The 16,447-nt window shown below is 61.3% G+C and carries 20 protein-coding genes; 14 read left to right on the top strand and 6 right to left on the bottom strand.

The genetic code is table 11. The features are described from left to right. Positions 1-146: 146 nt before the first annotated feature. Positions 147-494, bottom strand: coding sequence for a hypothetical protein (locus NKJ46_RS02140; RefSeq protein WP_352661221.1), 348 nt, complete (start codon positions 492-494; stop codon positions 147-149). A 525-nt stretch (positions 495-1,019) separates the two neighbouring features. On the opposite strand from NKJ46_RS02140, the gene NKJ46_RS02135 reads away from it, so the two are divergent. Then, complete coding sequence (locus NKJ46_RS02135) at positions 1,020-1,166, top strand: hypothetical protein (RefSeq protein ID WP_352661218.1); 147 nt, start codon at positions 1,020-1,022, stop codon at positions 1,164-1,166. 310 nt (positions 1,167-1,476) lie between these two features. Here the strand turns inward: NKJ46_RS02135 and NKJ46_RS02130 are convergent, their stop codons facing one another. After that, entirely contained in the window at positions 1,477-2,664 is a 1,188-nt protein-coding gene (locus tag NKJ46_RS02130) for a site-specific integrase (RefSeq protein WP_352661216.1), read from the bottom strand. Further along, on the bottom strand, positions 2,597-2,938 hold the full coding sequence (locus NKJ46_RS02125; protein WP_352661213.1) for an excisionase: 342 nt from the start codon (positions 2,936-2,938) through the stop codon (positions 2,597-2,599). The genes NKJ46_RS02130 and NKJ46_RS02125 overlap by 68 nt, the downstream gene beginning before the upstream one ends. Before the next feature lie 746 nt (positions 2,939-3,684). Here NKJ46_RS02125 and NKJ46_RS02120 point away from each other — a divergent pair. The 4 genes from NKJ46_RS02120 (at position 3,685) to NKJ46_RS02105 (ending at position 7,463) form a co-directional block, all read left to right on the top strand. Continuing rightward, a complete protein-coding gene (locus NKJ46_RS02120; protein WP_352661210.1) occupies positions 3,685-4,002 on the top strand; it encodes a hypothetical protein in 318 nt (105 codons plus the stop codon). Further along, the gene (locus tag NKJ46_RS02115) at positions 4,002-5,048 is read left to right on the top strand and encodes a DUF7146 domain-containing protein (RefSeq protein ID WP_352661359.1); all 1,047 of its coding nucleotides are present in this window, start codon (positions 4,002-4,004) and stop codon (positions 5,046-5,048) included. Before NKJ46_RS02120 ends, NKJ46_RS02115 begins: the two co-directional genes overlap by 1 nt. A gap of 310 nt (positions 5,049-5,358) precedes the next feature. Further along, complete coding sequence (locus NKJ46_RS02110; protein WP_352661207.1) at positions 5,359-6,294, top strand: DUF2493 domain-containing protein; 936 nt, start codon at positions 5,359-5,361, stop codon at positions 6,292-6,294. An 839-nt stretch (positions 6,295-7,133) separates the two neighbouring features. Continuing rightward, complete coding sequence (locus NKJ46_RS02105) at positions 7,134-7,463, top strand: DUF736 domain-containing protein (RefSeq protein ID WP_352661204.1); 330 nt, start codon at positions 7,134-7,136, stop codon at positions 7,461-7,463. Positions 7,464-7,532: 69 nt separating this feature from the next. On the opposite strand, the gene NKJ46_RS02100 is transcribed toward NKJ46_RS02105, so the two are convergent. Next, positions 7,533-7,760 carry a helix-turn-helix domain-containing protein gene (locus NKJ46_RS02100; protein ID WP_352489766.1) on the bottom strand — a complete coding sequence of 76 codons (228 nt, stop codon included), beginning with the start codon at positions 7,758-7,760 and terminating at the stop codon, positions 7,533-7,535. A gap of 77 nt (positions 7,761-7,837) precedes the next feature. Between NKJ46_RS02100 and NKJ46_RS02095 the strand changes: the two genes are divergently transcribed. The 9 genes from NKJ46_RS02095 to NKJ46_RS02055 all read left to right on the top strand — a co-directional run bounded on the left by NKJ46_RS02095 (position 7,838) and on the right by NKJ46_RS02055 (position 13,870). Then, positions 7,838-8,116 carry a DNA -binding domain-containing protein gene (locus NKJ46_RS02095; RefSeq protein WP_352661201.1) on the top strand — a complete coding sequence of 93 codons (279 nt, stop codon included), beginning with the start codon at positions 7,838-7,840 and terminating at the stop codon, positions 8,114-8,116. 165 nt (positions 8,117-8,281) lie between these two features. Then, entirely contained in the window at positions 8,282-8,467 is a 186-nt protein-coding gene (locus tag NKJ46_RS02090) for a transcriptional regulator domain-containing protein (RefSeq protein WP_352661356.1), read from the top strand. A gap of 52 nt (positions 8,468-8,519) precedes the next feature. Next, a complete protein-coding gene (locus NKJ46_RS02085; RefSeq protein WP_352661353.1) occupies positions 8,520-9,050 on the top strand; it encodes a DUF2285 domain-containing protein in 531 nt (176 codons plus the stop codon). A gap of 113 nt (positions 9,051-9,163) precedes the next feature. Next, positions 9,164-9,454: a helix-turn-helix transcriptional regulator gene (locus tag NKJ46_RS02080; protein WP_352661198.1), complete on the top strand. Its 291-nt coding sequence runs from the start codon at positions 9,164-9,166 to the stop codon at positions 9,452-9,454. 16 nt (positions 9,455-9,470) lie between these two features. After that, positions 9,471-9,893: a hypothetical protein gene (locus NKJ46_RS02075; RefSeq protein WP_352661195.1), complete on the top strand. Its 423-nt coding sequence runs from the start codon at positions 9,471-9,473 to the stop codon at positions 9,891-9,893. A gap of 8 nt (positions 9,894-9,901) precedes the next feature. Beyond that, entirely contained in the window at positions 9,902-10,471 is a 570-nt protein-coding gene (locus tag NKJ46_RS02070) for a S26 family signal peptidase (protein WP_352661192.1), read from the top strand. Between the two features lie 23 nt (positions 10,472-10,494). Continuing rightward, a complete protein-coding gene (locus NKJ46_RS02065; RefSeq protein ID WP_352661189.1) occupies positions 10,495-10,821 on the top strand; it encodes a DUF736 domain-containing protein in 327 nt (108 codons plus the stop codon). Between the two features lie 382 nt (positions 10,822-11,203). After that, positions 11,204-11,887 carry a lytic transglycosylase domain-containing protein gene (locus NKJ46_RS02060; protein ID WP_352661186.1) on the top strand — a complete coding sequence of 228 codons (684 nt, stop codon included), beginning with the start codon at positions 11,204-11,206 and terminating at the stop codon, positions 11,885-11,887. A gap of 243 nt (positions 11,888-12,130) precedes the next feature. After that, a complete protein-coding gene (locus tag NKJ46_RS02055) occupies positions 12,131-13,870 on the top strand; it encodes a relaxase/mobilization nuclease domain-containing protein (protein WP_352661183.1) in 1,740 nt (579 codons plus the stop codon). 124 nt (positions 13,871-13,994) lie between these two features. Here the strand turns inward: NKJ46_RS02055 and NKJ46_RS02050 are convergent, their stop codons facing one another. Both NKJ46_RS02050 and NKJ46_RS02045 read right to left on the bottom strand, forming a co-directional pair. Next, positions 13,995-15,044, bottom strand: coding sequence for an L-idonate 5-dehydrogenase (locus tag NKJ46_RS02050; protein ID WP_352661180.1), 1,050 nt, complete (start codon positions 15,042-15,044; stop codon positions 13,995-13,997). Continuing rightward, positions 15,041-16,447, bottom strand: coding sequence for a TRAP transporter large permease (locus tag NKJ46_RS02045; RefSeq protein ID WP_352452150.1), 1,407 nt, complete (start codon positions 16,445-16,447; stop codon positions 15,041-15,043). The genes NKJ46_RS02050 and NKJ46_RS02045 overlap by 4 nt, the downstream gene beginning before the upstream one ends.

Raw genomic sequence — 16,447 nt, 5'->3', positions numbered from 1 at the left:
CCTAGGCACTAATCGGCTGGCCGTGCTCTTCGCTCCTCCCGGAAGGTGATGTCTCGCCGCCTTAATGGAGTCGGACGGAACCGAGTAGACGGCGATATTGGAACAGGCGCCTGGCCCTCTGTATAGCCCTTCATACGCATCTTTCATCATTGCTTGATGAACGCGCCCGTGTAGGCCTGGCCGGCAAGCATAACGGTTCCGGCCAGGGCTCCGTCGGGTCGCATGACAAAACTGACGTCCGCGCCATTCGGTAGGCGCTCAAGCTTTAACGTGCTCCCTACAATTCTTCCAGCGCCGGCGGCCTCTCCCGGATGGTTGTCGCCCAGATTTCCCCACGCATAGGTGACCGTCACCTTCCCATTGGAAGAAACCGTTTGAACAGCAAGTTTGGCGTCATATATCCCCGCCAATCGACCAGCCCATAGACCGGAAAAAGCAGCGTACTTTGTTGGAACGCCCTTGCCAGGCGGAGTGACCGCCACGGATTGATGCATGACTGCTGAGCCGGAAGGAACCCCGGCATCAGCCAAGGGCGGTTGGAGAGGAACTTCCGATTCTAACGCAGGTTCGAGAGTGACGGGTTGCGGCGTTTGAGGAGTCGATTGACACGCGGCCAAGGCAAGCGCCGCACAGCCAAGGATTGAGTTGCACATTCCGTGTGCCATCTTTTTGGTGCCCCGGCCATCGTTCAAACTAGCGAGCCGACCTTATCACGCGTTTTCACAACGTGTGTTTAGCAAAGGCATGGCATTCGACAGCGCTCGTCGAAGAACCCGCAGCGGTCGCGAGTGAACGCCTCCATTCGTCGCCTAAGTAGCCGCCTTGAGCCCAGTCGCCCGCACCCGATGATTCTTCCAGTGGGTCGAACGGGAGGATCAGCAGTTGACCTTGTTGGAGGCTCCAGATCAGATTGTGGGCCAGTCGCGACTGTATTCTGAACCTTCGAACAAACGAGTACACGCCGGACGACGGATCGACCAAGCTGCTGAATGAACCGCTCTAAATGAAACTGACAGGCCTTGACCGACGACAGCTTGAGCTTTGGCGAGGATAAACGGTTCAGCGAATTCCCACGCGTCGGCGATGTGCGCGCATCCCGGCAGGAACCGAAGCGTGATGGTCTCACCGAAGCGGGCACCTCACGCCGTTCAGTGCTCAGCAGCTAGGCGAAATCACCCGCCGTGACGCCCCTCTCTGATGGACGGCAGGTCAAACGCGCTCGGATAACATCGGGGATCCGGATGCCACCGTCAAGCCAAGCATCACGACCTTTGCCTCTAATCCTCCGACACTGAATGTCACTTTCGGGACCCGGCAAACCGGTCCACGGCACGGCTAGGAGCACGAGCCCCGGGAGCCGGAGTAGACCTTTAGTGCGTGCGGATGGCAGGATTTGAACGTGCGATCCCATCGTCCCGAACGATGTGGATTTACCAGCAGGTCGTTATTGTTCCTGGGCTCCTTCGCCACGTTCGCTCACGACTGGTCGCGTTTCCTTTCGCCGTTTCTGTGGGAAACCTGTGGGATGTGCACACCGCGTTGGTGTCTTGTGATTTGAGTTATACTCGGAACGGTTTGCGGCGACTTGGAGAAAACCGGCTTCTTCGTGATCTTGTCGGCGGCGTCTGCCAAGAAATTAGGATGATGATGACCGTAAGTTTCGATCAGGACATCCACCGTAATGCCAAGAAAGCCCGCAGCCTGCCACATATCGGTGCCGGCCTGCATCAACCAAGTCGCCGCGGTGTGGCGCAACGCGTGCGGAGTGACGTCGGGCCCCAGGCCGGCGATTTCGCGCGCCGTCTTGAAGCTCTTGTCTATCGACAGCACCGGCTTTCCATTCCATTCCACGACAAAATCCTGCGATATCTTGCGACCGATGTTCGCACTTTTGCCGCGCAATTTGGTCTCGATGTGGAGATCAGTCCGCGCCCAGCGCCGCAGGTGCGCTAGCAGCCGCTCCGGCAAGCGTACGGGGGGTTGCCGCTTCTTGGTCTTCCTGGCGCCGGTGGCAGCGCGATAGAAGATACCGCCGTCTAGGTCCACATGACCGCGCCCTTTGGTTGGACGCATGGCGGCACCGCAGATTGCAGCCGAGCGCGATCCTGAATAAAGCGCGACGAGGATGAAGCGCGCGAGATGTCGCCCAGTGCGCCGGCCACTCTCTTGGCCCTTCCATGTCTGCTTCATACGCCAAGCGGCCCAAATCAGTGCGGCCGCCTCACTGCGGGTCAACCAGCGTTCGCGGGCGGCGGCCTTGTCTGGCAGGGTGATGACCGGTGCGGCGGTTGTATAACCCTCCTTGCGGTAGTAGTTGATGGCGGCACGAAGATCCTCGAGTTGGCGGCGCGCCGCGGCTTCGGTGGGGCGCGACGCAATATACTCGCGGCAGAGTTTGCCATTGATGGCGGCGAGAGTTTTTTCCCCGAAGAAATCAAGGACCTTGTCCAGCCGAGCCGCCGTCTCTTCTGGTGTCGCGTGCTTCGGTGCAACCTCTTGAAGGTAGAGGTTGACCACATCGGCAATTAAGACGTCCTCGGCTCCCCGCGCTCGGTGGTATTTGCTTCCGATGTAGGCGGCGAGCGCCTTTTCAGCTTCAGTTCTGGACGGCCTTTTTCGCCGCCGCCAGCGCTGATGAAGCTGGTTCCATCGCGGATAAACCATCCAGCTTTGTTTCGGCGCGTTCCATCTTTTTTCCAGCTTTCGTCACGCCATACCAGGCGTGGCCCTTTCGACGTCCGCGGCATAGTTCCCTCATCCTCGCGATTGCCATCAAGCTCACATATTCCTTTCCGGCGATTAGCTCCGTTTCAAGTCGACCGGCGTCACGTTCCTTGCGTAGGCCTGCTGCGCTCATCGAGCCGTCGGGAAAGGCAATTCGCGCAGCGATTTCGACGCGCAGTGGCGTGGTCTCGTCGAATTGGTCGGGGATTTTCAATAAGAAGTCCTCAGCAGTTCTTAGGTCCGAGCTGTTCGCCGACCTCGTTGAGCACTCCGTCCTGTCTCGCCGTTCTGGACATGGTCCTGCCGGAGAACACTTCTCCAAAAAACCGGCTGCGAAAACCGCCCGCCGGAGGTGCTGCGGCGAAAAGGCGCCTTCGACCTGTCAATCGGATCAACAAGTCTATGGCTGGCCTCTGCTTCCAGACACACTCCTAAAGGGATCCGACCATCGTTCAGTATCGATACTGCCGGCAGGGCCTATTGCGTCGCAACGCCCGCGCCCCGCGCCGCCTTCAGGCGAGCAGGGCAGCGGAGTATCTCCTTCGCTTCTTGGCTGGCAAGGTCATTGCTGGCGACGATTAGCGGCAGGCCGCCCGTGATGACCAACCAAGTCCAAATCGATTTCCCGTCGCAAAAGCGCACTGTTCGCTCTCGAACTCAGCCGCATACCCTCGATGTCGCAAGCCACAGCGCCGAAGGCGTGATGAGAACGCAGATGCTTCCAATGGGGCGACCAGCCGCGCTCGTCGTTCATCGCCGCGCTGTGGTCCTTAATCGCTACTGCTGCACGTTTGTATGTTGCAGCCGCGTTTGTAAACAGGAACGCCGTCGCTGAGTTGCTACCCCGCGACAACCTCGGTTGGCTGCCAAGCACAAGAGGACGAGGAGTTCCGGAATCTCCATGACGGGTTTGAAGGTCGAGAGAGAGGCTCTCGACTGCCCGTCTCGGAGTACATTCCGATGGCGACTACCCCTGAGAAAATTACCCTTCTGTCCTCGCGAGACATTGCCTTCAAGAAGGTGGTGCTCTTCATGTCCCAGGTCCGCGTCAAGGCTGACATCTGGTTCGAGGACCTACCTGACCTCGTTGCTGAAGTGACGACCCGCTCGCACCTCATCGTGCGCAAGACCACCAGTGGTTGCATCGAGCGCCTTACCGTCGAGATTCGCGCAGGGTCGGCCAGTCCCATTGAGCCGCAGGCGCTCGGACCCGCAATTCTGGGCAAGCTGCTGGAGCGCTATCCCGTGCAGGGCATCGACACGCGGGAGGATGCATGATGCCCCGACACGACGCGTCCGAACTGGCCCACCTCCTGGCTCGGCAGGCCGAAGCGGTTTGTCGACACTATCTTTCGAACGGACATCGCGAGGGTCGCTACTGGTTTGTTGGCGATGTCCGAAACACGCCGGGCCGCTCGATGTTCGTGCGGCTCGTCGGCTCGCAGAGCGGAAAGGGCGCAGCCGGCAAGTGGACTGACGCGGCGACCGGGGAGCATGGCGATCTTCTCGATATCATCCGCGAGAGCCGCGGCTTGAGCGACTTCAGGGACGTTGCCCATGAGGCAATAGCGTTTCTCGGCTTATCGCATCCCGAGCCAGAGCAGACATCAATCCGGTCGAAGTTGCTGGCGGCGCCGTCGGAGATGTCGGAGAAAGCGCGCCGGCTGTTTGCGGTGTCGCTGCCGATTGCAGGCACGGTCGTAGAGACGTATCTGCGCAACCGCAGTATTACTGCTTTGCACGGGACCGAAAGCCTGCGTTTTCACCCCCACTGCTATTACCGGCCCGACCAACACTCGCGGACTGAGACCTGGCCGGCGATGATCGCTTCCGTCACCGATGTCAGCGGTCATTTGACCGGCGCACATCGCACCTGGATTGACCCTTCCGGCAGGGGCAAGGCACCAGTAGATACCCCGAGGCGCGCTATGGGCGACCTTCTCGGGCATGCGGTCCGCTTTGGTCCGCCCGGCGAAGTCATGGCCGCCGGGGAGGGCATCGAGACGGTCCTGTCGCTCCGGTGTATTTTGCCCGACATGGCCATGGCCGCAGCCCTCTCGGCCGCGCATCTTGCTGCCATCCTGTTCCCCGTCACCCTCAGACGGCTCTACGTCGTCCATGACCCCGATCCAGCCGGTGACGGCGCGCGTGATGTCTTGATCGAAAGAGCAAATGCTGCCGGGATCGAGGCGATCGTGCTCTCGCCGGCATTTGGCGATTTCAACGAAGATCTCTGTAGGTTCGGCGTCGCTGATCTTAGAGCCCGCGCCCGGGTCCAACTCGCCCCGCAGGACATCGCCCGATTTATGCCAGTGGCGGCCTAGCCCGGAACCGGTCGCTCCCCGCCATCGTGGCATTGCTAAGTGCTCCTGAGATCGGAGAGAAACCGCGCCTCCGGCCTTCAAGAGGGCGATCGGCCGGCAAACGACCCGGCCCCGCAATGTCTTCGGCCGACTATTTTCCGGCGCGCTCCCAAGGGAGCGCTTTCCATCGCGAAGCAAAATAGCCGGCCCGCGCCCTCCTGCGCTGACGCTCCGGCCCTCCGCTTCGCTGCGGGTGCAGAGCCGTCCCGCCCGCCGGCTTTCGTCGCCATGAAGGCCGCGGGGGTCGCGGTCCAACCGACGGAGCATCCAAATGAGCGAGCATGACGACTACGAACCGCAGCATTCGTCATCACCGATCGACCACGCCCTCACCGAACTCCAGCTCTATGGCTACCGGCCGTTCGCGGATGAGCCGGATCCCCGACCGCTTCCGGAGGGCCACCGCGTCGCCGACGCGATTGCAGATATCTTCGACGCGTTCGTCGCAACCCTGCAAGATACCCGCCTCGAGCCCGACCTCGACCATCTCCTTTGGTCGACCGTCAACGTCTTTCACCGCGCCGCAGATCGGATCGAGCGTGAACTTGACCATAATGAGCAGGCGCAGCGCCGCAGCCAGCGTGAGCAGGACGGCAGCGAAGTGAAGTCGGTCGAGCTGGAACGCCTGACGGCCGAAGGACAGACTCTTATCGAACGGCAGAACGCCTTCGAACTGATGCGCGATCAGGCCGCCGAGCACTATGAGCGCCACACCGGATCGAGCTGGCGACCGCGCAGCGGATCAATGGTCAACCACCGCAACGTTACCTCTGCGGTGATCGACAGCCGCGATTTTCTCAGCGCCAAGAAACGCGCCTCGCAGGAAGTCCTTTTGCCACCAGGCCCGAAAATCGCCTTCACCGCCGGTCTCGACTTCAATGATCACCAGTTGATCTGGGCCAAGCTCGACCAGGTCCGCACTAGGCATCCTGACATGGTCTTGATGCACGGGAAATCGCCGAAGGGTGGCGAAAAAGTCGCCTCCTGCTGGGCCGACCACCGCAAGGTACCCCAAATCGGCTTTGCCCCCGATTGGACAAAGCATGGAAAAGCCGCCCCGTTCAGGCGCAATGACGCAATGCTGGACGTGCTGCCGATCGGAGTCATCGTCTTTCCCGGGACTGGAATACAGGACAATCTTGCCGACAAGGCCAAGAAGCTCGGCATCCCAGTTCTCGACTTCCGCCCCAGGGGAAGCGGCGCATAGCGCCGCTCTCCTATCTTTAGTCCGTTGCACGACACGGCGGCGGTCGGCCGGGCGGCTTCCTCCAGTTCGGTCGACTGCGTCGGTTCGGGATGCCGAATTTTCCGCTCCGGCGCCTCCGTCTGTTGGGGTATTCAGTCCACGTCCATGCGCAGGTGCGCGACGCTATCACGCTTACCTTCCACGTTTCAGCTGCTTCGCAGCCGGCATCACAGGCGAGATGGTGACATCCGTCTAACCGGACGGGCCGTGGATCGGGGCGAACGCACCGAGGACCGAGGCGGATCGGATGCTGTTTCTGACAAATCTGTGCATTGCTTCCGTTGCCGCTGACGCGACATCGCGCGACGCGCGCTTCGGATTTGCCACGACTGCCTTCCTGTTCCAAAGATGGCGAATCTCCGGCGATGCACGTCAGCCCTTGAGCCACGGCATGCGCATCTCAAGCGCGGTGCGAGCACCAGCTTGCTGTTCCCGGAAGCCTTCTCAGGGGAAGCATCGACAGTGGTGATGGTGGTAACCGGCTTTCGCCAGTGCGATGGTTTCGCATGAGATCCTCCATTGATGCCTCTATCTGACCGGCCGCTCCAAACGACCTCTTCAATGGGCTGATCTGGCCGAAGGTCGGCTTCGCCTCAATCGCCTAAGCCGCAATGACGCCGATCGACTTTCTTCCCCTGCCGGCTTCGCCGTCATTCCTCGCGAAACAACAAAGTCGCTTGGCTGTCATCCTCCGCTGATGCTGCGGTCGCAAGCGATGCGGCGTCGATTGCCTCCGGCCCGCAGATCGCCATCAAGGCCGCAATGGTGCGGGCTCGAAACAGAGTACAAGGAGAAGGCTCATGGCGACCATCGGAACGTTCAAAAAGACCGACAACAACGAGTTCACCGGCGAAATCGTCACCCTCTCGCTTCAGGCCAAAAACGTCCGCATCGTGCCCGAGGCAAACCGCTCCGGCGACAGCGCCCCCAGCCATCGCGTCTTCGTAGCGCAGGTCGAGATCGGCGCCGCCTGGGCCAAGCGCTCCAGTGAGGACCGCGACTATCTCGGCCTGAAGTTGGACGATCCAAGCTTCACCGCTCCGATCTACGCCAACCTCTTCGACGATGAGGACGGAGAAGGCCACAGCCTCATTTGGTCCCGGTCCAACGGCCGCCGCAACCGCGATTGAGAAAGCCGCGAGCTCCCGCCCGCGAACCGGGCGGGAGCTGTCTTTAACTTGTGGACGCTGAAGCAAGTATCATCTTTGAACATTTGGTGCAGGACGTCTGAGCAGATCTGCGGCCTCGATGCCGAGAACGTTTGCCAACTTGTCGACAACGTCTATCGTCGCGCCGTAGACGCTGCGTTCCAACGCGCTGATATAGGTGCGATCAACGTCCGCACGGTGGGCAAGTTCTTCTTGCGAAAGCGCCGCCGCCTTTCGGTGCTGCCTCAGATTGCGCGCAAATACCTCGCGTATTTCCATGTCCGCGAGTGCAATGCTTGTCGAGTATTCAGCCACGGAGTATTCTCGACAAATTGACTTAGACGATTGGAAATCGCTTGCTCAAGCCACTGCTCGATCCTGATGTCGCCGACACGGCCCCGGATGACCCGATCCTGACCGGCTATGATGAGGAGCGGCTACTTACCTACATTCGCCTGCTTGATGCGGCGGCGGAAGATGCCGATTGGCGAGAGGTGGCCAGGATCGTTCTGCACATTGACCCAGAAAAGGAGCCTGAGCGGGCGTTCAGGTCTTGGGAAACCCATCTTGCACGCGCGCGATGGATGACGACCAGCGGCTACCGGTATCTTCTCGCAGGAGGCGCTCCCCATTGAGCGCCTTGTCATGCTTTGCTGAATCTGCGCAACGATTTGCCCACTCTCCAACTATTCAAATCTGTTCATCACTCTGAATGTTGGTGCCGGGGCCTCAGATGCGGTTATGCGGAGAGGACAGGAACCGTGCAGGGCGATTGGACCGAACCGGCGGCCTACGAGCACATGTGCAGCTACCAAGCTGTGGAGTTCGCCGCCGAATATCTGATCCGGAACAATAAATTTGTCGCCGAGTGCCGCCAGATCGCCTCGCGGCTCTCAGGTTCCGAAGATCCTGTCGATCAGCGCGACTTCGCTGCCCGTTGGGGTGCGCGATTTCAAAACTGCCGGTGCCGGATTTCCGCAGGCTGACAATATCGTCTGGACAGAACAGGCCTCGCCGCGCGTGCTGCGGGCCACACGAATGTCCGCCTCCATCAGCCCCTCTCATCAGAGAATTCGGCCTTCCAGACTTATCGGAGCCAGGGTCTGGCAGCAGGAGGAAGGGCTTCACATTCTTTGGTCTGCTTCAACCGGGAAGAGCCATCTGGTCTGCGAAGACCGCTCCGGCGAATTCGATGCTATTTATCTGCCCCTCGACGCTGCATTTGAGACGCGGCTCGATGCGGCGCGCCGGCTCTGGCGGGCGTTGAACGGCCGAGCTTTCAGTCCATCCTACGGCTCCCTACCGCAACAGACCAAGGTCAGGCACATCCTCAATTTGCGCGCGCATGATGGTCACCACATGGGTGCAACCTATCGTCAGATCGCGGAGGTGCTGTTGTCGCGAGAGCCGATTGTACCGCGGGACTGGCGTGATCATCATCTCCGGCACAAGGTCCGGGCTATCTTGCGCCGTGCAGCTTTTTTAGTCGCTGGCGGCTATCGCGACCTTCTCTTGTACCCCCACAGTCGCAGCGGGAAGTCCGGCCGCCGAAGTCCTTCTTCGGGGTAGCAACAACACGCCCCCGATCTTTGCCCTCCCTCTCTTTTGCCCATTCGAGCATGGTCCGCTTTGCGCGTCCCGGCAGGCCAGGATGACAGCACAACCGAACGGAGATCGAGCAAATGTCGAAGGGTCCCGCGGACGCGCCCCGAAAATACCTCCGCACGAAGGAGGCAGCACCCATCGTCGGGCTCTGCGCCCGTACTCTCGAAAAGCACCGGACCTATGGAACCGGGCCAAAATACCGAAAGATCGGCGGACGCGTCCTTTACGACATCGACGACTTGCATGCCTGGATAGAGCTCGGCGCGCGCACCTCCACCAGCGATGCGAATGCGACCAATGTTCCGCCGGCAAAACCCTATGCAGCCCGCGCGCCGGCTTATGTCGGCAGGCGCGACCGCAGCTCCTGATCTGTGGCACAATGAAATGCAGAATCCCGAGACCATTCAGCAGCAGCTTGCGCTGTCTCACGCTTACTCGTCTGGCTTCGCTCCATGCGGTACGCGTGATCTCGTGGTGTGGCTGCTCGCCCTATTGGTGAAATCCCGCCGCCTGACACCGATCCATGCTCATGCGGACAAGCAACCGTGCTGGGTTGAGGTGGCGGATGTGCCCGGCATGGCAACGATTTGGCACGCTGACATTCCAGTCTGGGCCGCGCCGCAAACCATCCACGCCCACGCCACGAGATTGCGGCAGCGCCTGCTCGCGACGAGACAGCACCAGACGCCGGCCTTGATGTGGCCTGATCAGCGCGTCCACAGCTGGATGGCCGCATGCGAGCGCCCGAGTCTCTACAGGCACAAGCGTCGTAACGTTTCCCTGTTGCGCCCCACGATCGAGTCATGAGCAAGCGCATGAAGATCATCGCCGCGATGGTTGGCGGCTCAGTGCTCGCCGCGGCGCCGCCGTGGATTAGTCATCCGCCGCTGGCTATCTGGAACGCGTCCGCAAGCGTCCCCATCGGGCTCTATCGCACCCTGCCGGCCGACAAAATCCGTGTTGCCAGCATCGCCGTCATCGTGCCGCCCGAGCCATTGGCGGCCTTCATGGCAAGACGCGGATATCTGCCGAAAAACGTGCCGCTCCTGAAGCAGGTTTTGGCACTCGGGGGCACGACAGTCTGCCGCGAAGGTACAGCGATCATCGTCAACGGCAGGACCTATGGGCATGCACGCGAGCGTGACAGCCGCGGTCGACCCCTGCCCAGTTGGCGGGGCTGCCACGAGATCGCCGACGGCGAGGTCTTCCTCATGAACCCGGACGCTACCGGAAGTTTTGACAGCCGCTATTTCGGTCCGCTCCCGCTCTCATTGATTGTTGCCCGCGCGGTTCCCGTCTGGACCGCGAAACGCGCCGCTCCGGCGCTGGATGTCACCAACGGCTTTTCCCGGCGAACCGTCACGTCTCGGCTCAACGCTCACTGAACACTCATGAAAGGAGCACTGCAATGCCCCAGATCGGCACCTTCACACGCAATGATGACGGCTTCTTCGGCAATCTCTCAACGCTGACGATCGAGGCGAAGATTGCCATCCTGCCTGCTGAGAGATCCAAAACTGAAAACGCGCCCGACCACCTCGTCTATTGCGAGGGAATGGCGGTCGGCGCGGCGTGGGACCGCACCGGAGACAAGGCTGGGGACTATATCTCCGTCTCAATTGACGACCCGTCCTTTACGCAGCCGATCCGCGCGAAGCTGTTCCGGTCCGACGCCGAGAACCGCGTCTGGAGCCTGCACTGGAACCGGTCACCGAAGCGCGAGGGGCGAGGCTGAACAGATGCTGTTTGAGCCCTTCGATGAATCTTCCTCGTCAACGCCTTTGACCGATCGGACGCCGGCCAAAGCCTTGGAGAGGATCGCCAGTCCGGCAGCAGCGCGCGACGAACATCAGAGGCGTCCGGACACTTGCTTGTCAATCCAGAGGCCGATTTCATCAGCGTTTTGGCAAAGCTGGTCGGGCCAGCGAGGCGTCGCGCTTAACGGAAGTGAACACCGTAGCGGGCTGGCAGCTCATCGGTTCCGGGGTCGGCGGGATGCCGTCCACAGCGGTGTGACAAGGATTGCCACATGCATCGTGCTCGCCTTCGCGACTCCGGAAGCTGTTGCAAACGCATGCTCTCATGGTGAACGGTCGGCTCACTCCGAGAGCACGATCTTGTCGGCTGGCCAGTGGTCGCGGCATATCCGGCAAGCGGCTAAACGGTTCGCCATTCCGGAGCGTTTGCTTACCGGCGTCATGCATGTCGAGAGCGTCGGCGATGTTCGAGCGCGTTCAAGAAAGGGCGCAATGGGGCTGATGCAGATAATGCCGGCGACCTGGGAAGAACTGCGCATCAAGCACCGACTCGGCGACGATCCCTATCAGCCGCGTGACAACATCTTTACAGGCGCTGCGTATCTTCGCGACATGCTCGACACCTTCGGGCGCCGCGGCTTTCTTGCCGCTTACAATGCCGGCCCTGGACGGTACAAGGAACATTTGTCCACCGGCCGTCCTCTGCCACGCGAGACGGTCGACTACGTCAGGAAACTCGCGCCGCTTATCAATGACTCAGTTCCCAGTCCGAGGTGTGCACAGCAAGGAAGAGACAGAGGCACCTCACGCAGTACCGCGCTTTTTGCGCATACCCATTACATTCGGAACGCCGCTGCATTGAATGGCAATGGCTATGCAGAGACCACCTTTGCGGCGATTCATTCGTCCACAATGCAGTCGCTAACGGGCAATTCTGTTGCTGACCTGACCGCGATCGAGCCATGGCCAGGTGAGAGCCGTTTCTGGCCGAACCCCGCTGTTCCCGGGCTATTCGCTCAGCGCACTTCACCGGCCTTGCGATGATCGGCAGATTCCTCCTCGATTGCATTCCGGCCTGTTCCGTCGCGGACATTGCGGCGGAATGGTTGGCCGCAAATGAGGGGGCAGAGATTGGCAGGATAAAGGGCCGCGAGGCGCGGCTCGGTCGGCCGATTGTTTTCCTTGTGAGTTTCAACGCAATTCGCGATGTGCTGGCACAAACGGCGATGTGCGCTACTCGCATTTTTCGGTCTTTCCAACGGAAACCGCACCTCGTGGCCGCCTGGCATGAAACGTGACGATAGCTTTCGCGTCCGCCCTGGTCGCATCCGCTCCCGCGCCAGCCAGCGCGCGCGGCCCTTCATCTTTCAGGCGCTTGCGGCCACACAGCGTGCTGGCGGTCATCTTACAAGGGAGGGCCGGATCACCTCCCCACGAGCTTCAACGTTTGGTCGCGGCAGGTCAGCAAGCATCCGCGCCAGTCACCTTATCTCTGAGCGCTCACGAGGCGCCGTCGTCAAGACCCGTGTGGTGCGGCAATTCAGAGGGTCTGCACCACTCGCCACCCATCTCAAGTACCTTCGCCGCGAAGGTGTTACACGTGATGGCGAGAAGGCGAGGATGTTCGGCCCCGACACCGAAGAGGCAGACCATGACGCGTTCTCCGACCGCTGCAAGGACGATCGTCATCACTTCCGTTTCATCGTTTCGCCGGACGATGCAATGGAGCTCCGTGATCTCAAGACCGTCGCTCGCGATCTGATGGTCGACATGGAGCGCGACCTCGGCACGAGGCTGGACTGGATTGCCGTCGATCACTGGAACACCGCACATCCGCATGTTCACATCCTCGTTCGCGGCATTGCCGACGATGGCGAGAATCTTGTCATCTCGCGCGACTACATCCGCCAGGGCATGCGCGATCGGGCAAGCGACATTCTCACCCAGACGCTGGGGCTCCGCACCGACCTCGACATCCGCCAGGCCACAGAGCGGCAGGTCGACACTGAGCGCTGGACGCAGCTGGATCGCCAGCTTGTTCGCGACATTGACCGTCATGGCATCATTGAACTCGCGCCACATCCTGATTGTCAGCCCGACGAGTTCCTGGGGCTTAAGGTCGGCCGGCTCCGGCAACTGGAAAGACTGGGCCTCGCCTATGAAACCCATCCTGGCCAATGGATGATGGCCGAAGAGGCCGAGGCGACTTTGCGCGGCCTCGGCGAACGCGGCGACATCATCAAGCGCATGCACCGTAGCGTCACCGCGCGGGGGCTAGAAAGAGGGACTATGGAGTATGTGCTCGCGGCCGAAAAGATTGATGCGCCGGTGATCGGGCGACTGCTCGAACGTGGCCTCGACGAACTGCGCGGCTCGACTTACGCCATCGTCGACGGCATCGACGGTCGCCCGCACCACATTCGCTTCTATGACCCTGACGCGGCCGGGGACTCAGACCCAGGCTCGGTCGTGGAGTTGTGCCGCGATGCGGATGCAAATGGCTCTGGCAAGGTGCGTCTCGCCGTCCGCTCTGACCTTTCGATCGAACAGCAGGTCCATGCTTCCGGCGCGACTTGGCTCGATCGGCAACTTGTTGCGCGTAAGCCAGCCGAACTGCGCGACAGCGGCTTTGGCGGGGAGGTAAGACAGGCACTGGAAGATCGGGTCGACGAGCTTGTCAGGCGCGATCTGGCCAGGCGCGAGGGACAGCGCGTTGTTCTAGCGCGCAATCTAATCGATACGCTACACGATCATGAGGTGGAATCGCTCGGTGCCCGCCTCGCCGCCGAGACCGGCCTGTCATTCAGAAACGCTGCCAACGGCGACCATGTGGCTGGGATTTACCGGCAGCGTTTCTCGCTGGCTTCCGGCCGGTTCGCGATGATCGACAATGGTCTGGACTTCAGGCTCGTGCCCTGGTCGCCACCGCTCGAAAAGCGCTTTGGCAATCAGGTTTCCGGAGTCGTGTGTCCGGATACAGGGGGCATGGATTGGAGCTTGGGAAAGAAGCGCGGCGTCGGGTTGTGAGACGACACGCGCAGACTCTGTGTGATGCTAGTCTAGGAAGCCAGCACCGGGCGACTCACATTCTGTATGTACCTGCCCAGCCGACCGCCATGGTCGCTTTCAAAACAGGCCCGCAAATTCACAATCAGTCCGCGGTCAGCACGACCTTGACGCTCTGAGTGCGGTCGGCGGCAAGTCGGAACGCATCGGGGGCCGAAGAAAGCGTGCGCTCCGCTGTCACCAACTTGAGGACGTGCACCTCCCGCGACACAATGAGGTCGACTGCACGACCGAACTCTGTACCGAAGCGGAAGGTGCCTTTGAGGTCGATCTCCTTGGCCATCACCGCATTGGCCGGCAGTGGAATCTGGCCCCCGGGAAGGTTGCCGACCTGAACCACCGTGCCGCCGCGCCGGACGCTGGCGATCGCAGCGGCAAGGCCGGCCGCGCTGCCCGAAATCTCGAACGCCACGTCAAGCGAACCATCCGTCGTGAGCGCCTGGAGCTCGGCGTCGCCGCCGGAAATGTCGATCATCCTGTCGGCGCCCAATCTGCGGGCGAAGGCGAGCGGCGCGGCGGCGATATCGACGACGGTCAGTTCACCGCAGCCGGCAAGCCTGGCCGCGAGCATGGTCAAGAGACCGATGGGACCGGCACCGAACAGGATGACGTTGCAGCCCCTGATGTCGCCCGCCCGCGCGACGGCGTGCAGGCTGACCGCCAACGGCTCGGCAAGTGCCGCCGCCTGGTAGGCCACGTCAGATGGAACCTTGAAACATTGCGCGGGCGTGGCGTCGAACAGACTGGCGAAACCGCCCTGCATATGCGGCGTCTTCGATGCCGAGCCCATGAAATAGATGTTTTCGCAGAGATTGGCGCGGCCTTCCAGGCATCGCGCGCAATGCCCGCACCAGCGCGACGGATTGACCGCGATATGGTCGCCGACGCCCAGGCCGGGTGCCGCGCCGTTGATCTCGACGATTTCGCCTGAGATTTCGTGGCCGAGGACAAGCGGCGAGGTCACCACGAAGTCGCCGGTACGGGCATGTCGGAAATAATGCAGGTCGGAGCCGCAGATGCCCCCTGCCCCGAAGCGCACCCGCACCATGCCTGGCGCCAGCGGTTCGAGCGGACGCTCCACGACGCGCAGGTCCTGCGCGCCGAACAGCGTCGCGGCAATCACCTGGCCACTCACCGGATCAGGCCCATCTCGGTCGGCAGCCAAAGCGTGATGGCGGGTATGAAGGTGATCAGAAGCAGCGCCACGATAAGCGGCACCAGCCACGGCAGAATCGCCATGGTGGTGCGCTCGACCGAAAGCTTGGCGACGCGTGACAGCACGAACAGCACCATGCCGAGCGGCGGGTGCAAAAGCCCGATCATCAGGTTGAGCGTCATGATCAGCCCGAAATGCACCGGGTTGATGCCGTAGACAGCGGCAACCGGCAGCAGGATCGGCACCAGAATGGTGATCGCGGCGATCGTATCGAGGAAGCAGCCGACCACCAGCATCAGGATGTTGACCAGGATCAGGAAGACCCACTTGTTTTCGGTGAGCGCGAAAATGAAGTTCGAAAACAGCTGTGCTGCCTGGCTGACGGTGAGCAGCCAGGCGAAGATCGATGCGGCGGTGACGATGAAAAGCACCGAGGCGGTCGTCTCGATCGTGTCGAAGCTGGCCTTGGCGAGCAAACGCAGCGTCATCGTGCGGTAGCGCACCAGCCCGAGGAAAAGCGACCAGATCACAGCCGCCATCGCCGCTTCGGTTGGCGTGAACCAGCCCATAGTCATGCCGCCGATCAGGATGACCGGCGTCATCAGCGCCATGACCGCGGAGAAATCGAAATACCAGTCCGCCGCGATCAGAACCAGCAGCGCGATGCCGACCGCGATGTTGATCGACAGGCCAAGTTGCACAAGCACGTAACAGCCAATCGGAAAGGCAGCCACCACCAGCACCTCGCCCGCCGCTTCGGCGAGCCGCCGAAGCTCGAAAGGTGTGTCGGAGCCCCAGCCGCGACTGTAGGCAAAGATGGCGACCGTAATCATCATCAGCACGGTCATGACCACGCCGGGCAGGATGCCGGCCATGAACAGCGCGCCGATCGAGACATTGGCCATCATGCCGTAGATGACAAAGGGCAGCGAGGGTGGAAAGATCGGCCCGAGCGTCGCGGAAGCGGCGGTGACGCCGACCGCGGCGTCGATAGGATAGCCGTGGTCCTTCATCGCCTTGATCTCGATCGTGCCAATGCCGGCGGCGTCGGCGAGCGCGGTGCCCGACATGCCGGAAAAGATCACCGATCCGATGATGTTGACCTGCGCCAGGCCGCCCTTCATCCAGCCGACCAGGGCAAGGGCGAAGGAATAGATGCGTCCGGTGACGCCGGCGATGTTCATGAGGTTGCCGGCCAGGATGAAGAAGGGAACGGCGAGCAGCGGAAAGCTCTCCACCCCGGCGATCATGCGCTGGGCTGCGATGATATCGGGCGCGACGCCGTAGATGACGAGGTAAAGGATCGAGGCGGCCGCCATCGAAACAGCGACCGGCACGCCGATAAGCATCAGGACAAGAAAGCCCCCTACCAGAAGCAGCAT

Source organism: Mesorhizobium sp. M0166 (genome assembly GCF_040322255.1).
Lineage (GTDB): Bacteria > Pseudomonadota > Alphaproteobacteria > Rhizobiales > Rhizobiaceae > Mesorhizobium.
Note: the sequence above shows the minus strand (reverse complement) of the source record. Positions and strands in the feature narration are given on the sequence as shown.

Bases quoted from the DNA above. Each gene is read 5' to 3' on its own strand.
- NKJ46_RS02115 (WP_352661359.1), top strand. From the start codon at position 4,002: ATGCCCCGACACGACGCGTCCGAACTGGCCCACCTCCTGGCTCGGCAG.
- NKJ46_RS02090 (WP_352661356.1), top strand. From the start codon at position 8,282: ATGTGCAGCTACCAAGCTGTGGAGTTCGCCGCCGAATATCTGATCCGG.
- NKJ46_RS02065 (WP_352661189.1), top strand. From the start codon at position 10,495: ATGCCCCAGATCGGCACCTTCACACGCAATGATGACGGCTTCTTCGGC.
- NKJ46_RS02080 (WP_352661198.1), top strand. From the start codon at position 9,164: ATGTCGAAGGGTCCCGCGGACGCGCCCCGAAAATACCTCCGCACGAAG.
- NKJ46_RS02130 (WP_352661216.1), bottom strand. From the start codon at position 2,664: ATGGTTTATCCGCGATGGAACCAGCTTCATCAGCGCTGGCGGCGGCGA.
- NKJ46_RS02075 (WP_352661195.1), top strand. From the start codon at position 9,471: ATGCAGAATCCCGAGACCATTCAGCAGCAGCTTGCGCTGTCTCACGCT.
- NKJ46_RS02140 (WP_352661221.1), bottom strand. From the start codon at position 494: ATGCATCAATCCGTGGCGGTCACTCCGCCTGGCAAGGGCGTTCCAACA.
- NKJ46_RS02085 (WP_352661353.1), top strand. From the start codon at position 8,520: ATGTCCGCCTCCATCAGCCCCTCTCATCAGAGAATTCGGCCTTCCAGA.
- NKJ46_RS02105 (WP_352661204.1), top strand. From the start codon at position 7,134: ATGGCGACCATCGGAACGTTCAAAAAGACCGACAACAACGAGTTCACC.
- NKJ46_RS02070 (WP_352661192.1), top strand. From the start codon at position 9,902: ATGAAGATCATCGCCGCGATGGTTGGCGGCTCAGTGCTCGCCGCGGCG.
- NKJ46_RS02055 (WP_352661183.1), top strand. From the start codon at position 12,131: ATGAAACGTGACGATAGCTTTCGCGTCCGCCCTGGTCGCATCCGCTCC.
- NKJ46_RS02120 (WP_352661210.1), top strand. From the start codon at position 3,685: ATGGCGACTACCCCTGAGAAAATTACCCTTCTGTCCTCGCGAGACATT.
- NKJ46_RS02110 (WP_352661207.1), top strand. From the start codon at position 5,359: ATGAGCGAGCATGACGACTACGAACCGCAGCATTCGTCATCACCGATC.
- NKJ46_RS02045 (WP_352452150.1), bottom strand. From the start codon at position 16,447: ATGCTGCTTCTGGTAGGGGGCTTTCTTGTCCTGATGCTTATCGGCGTG.
- NKJ46_RS02100 (WP_352489766.1), bottom strand. From the start codon at position 7,760: ATGGAAATACGCGAGGTATTTGCGCGCAATCTGAGGCAGCACCGAAAG.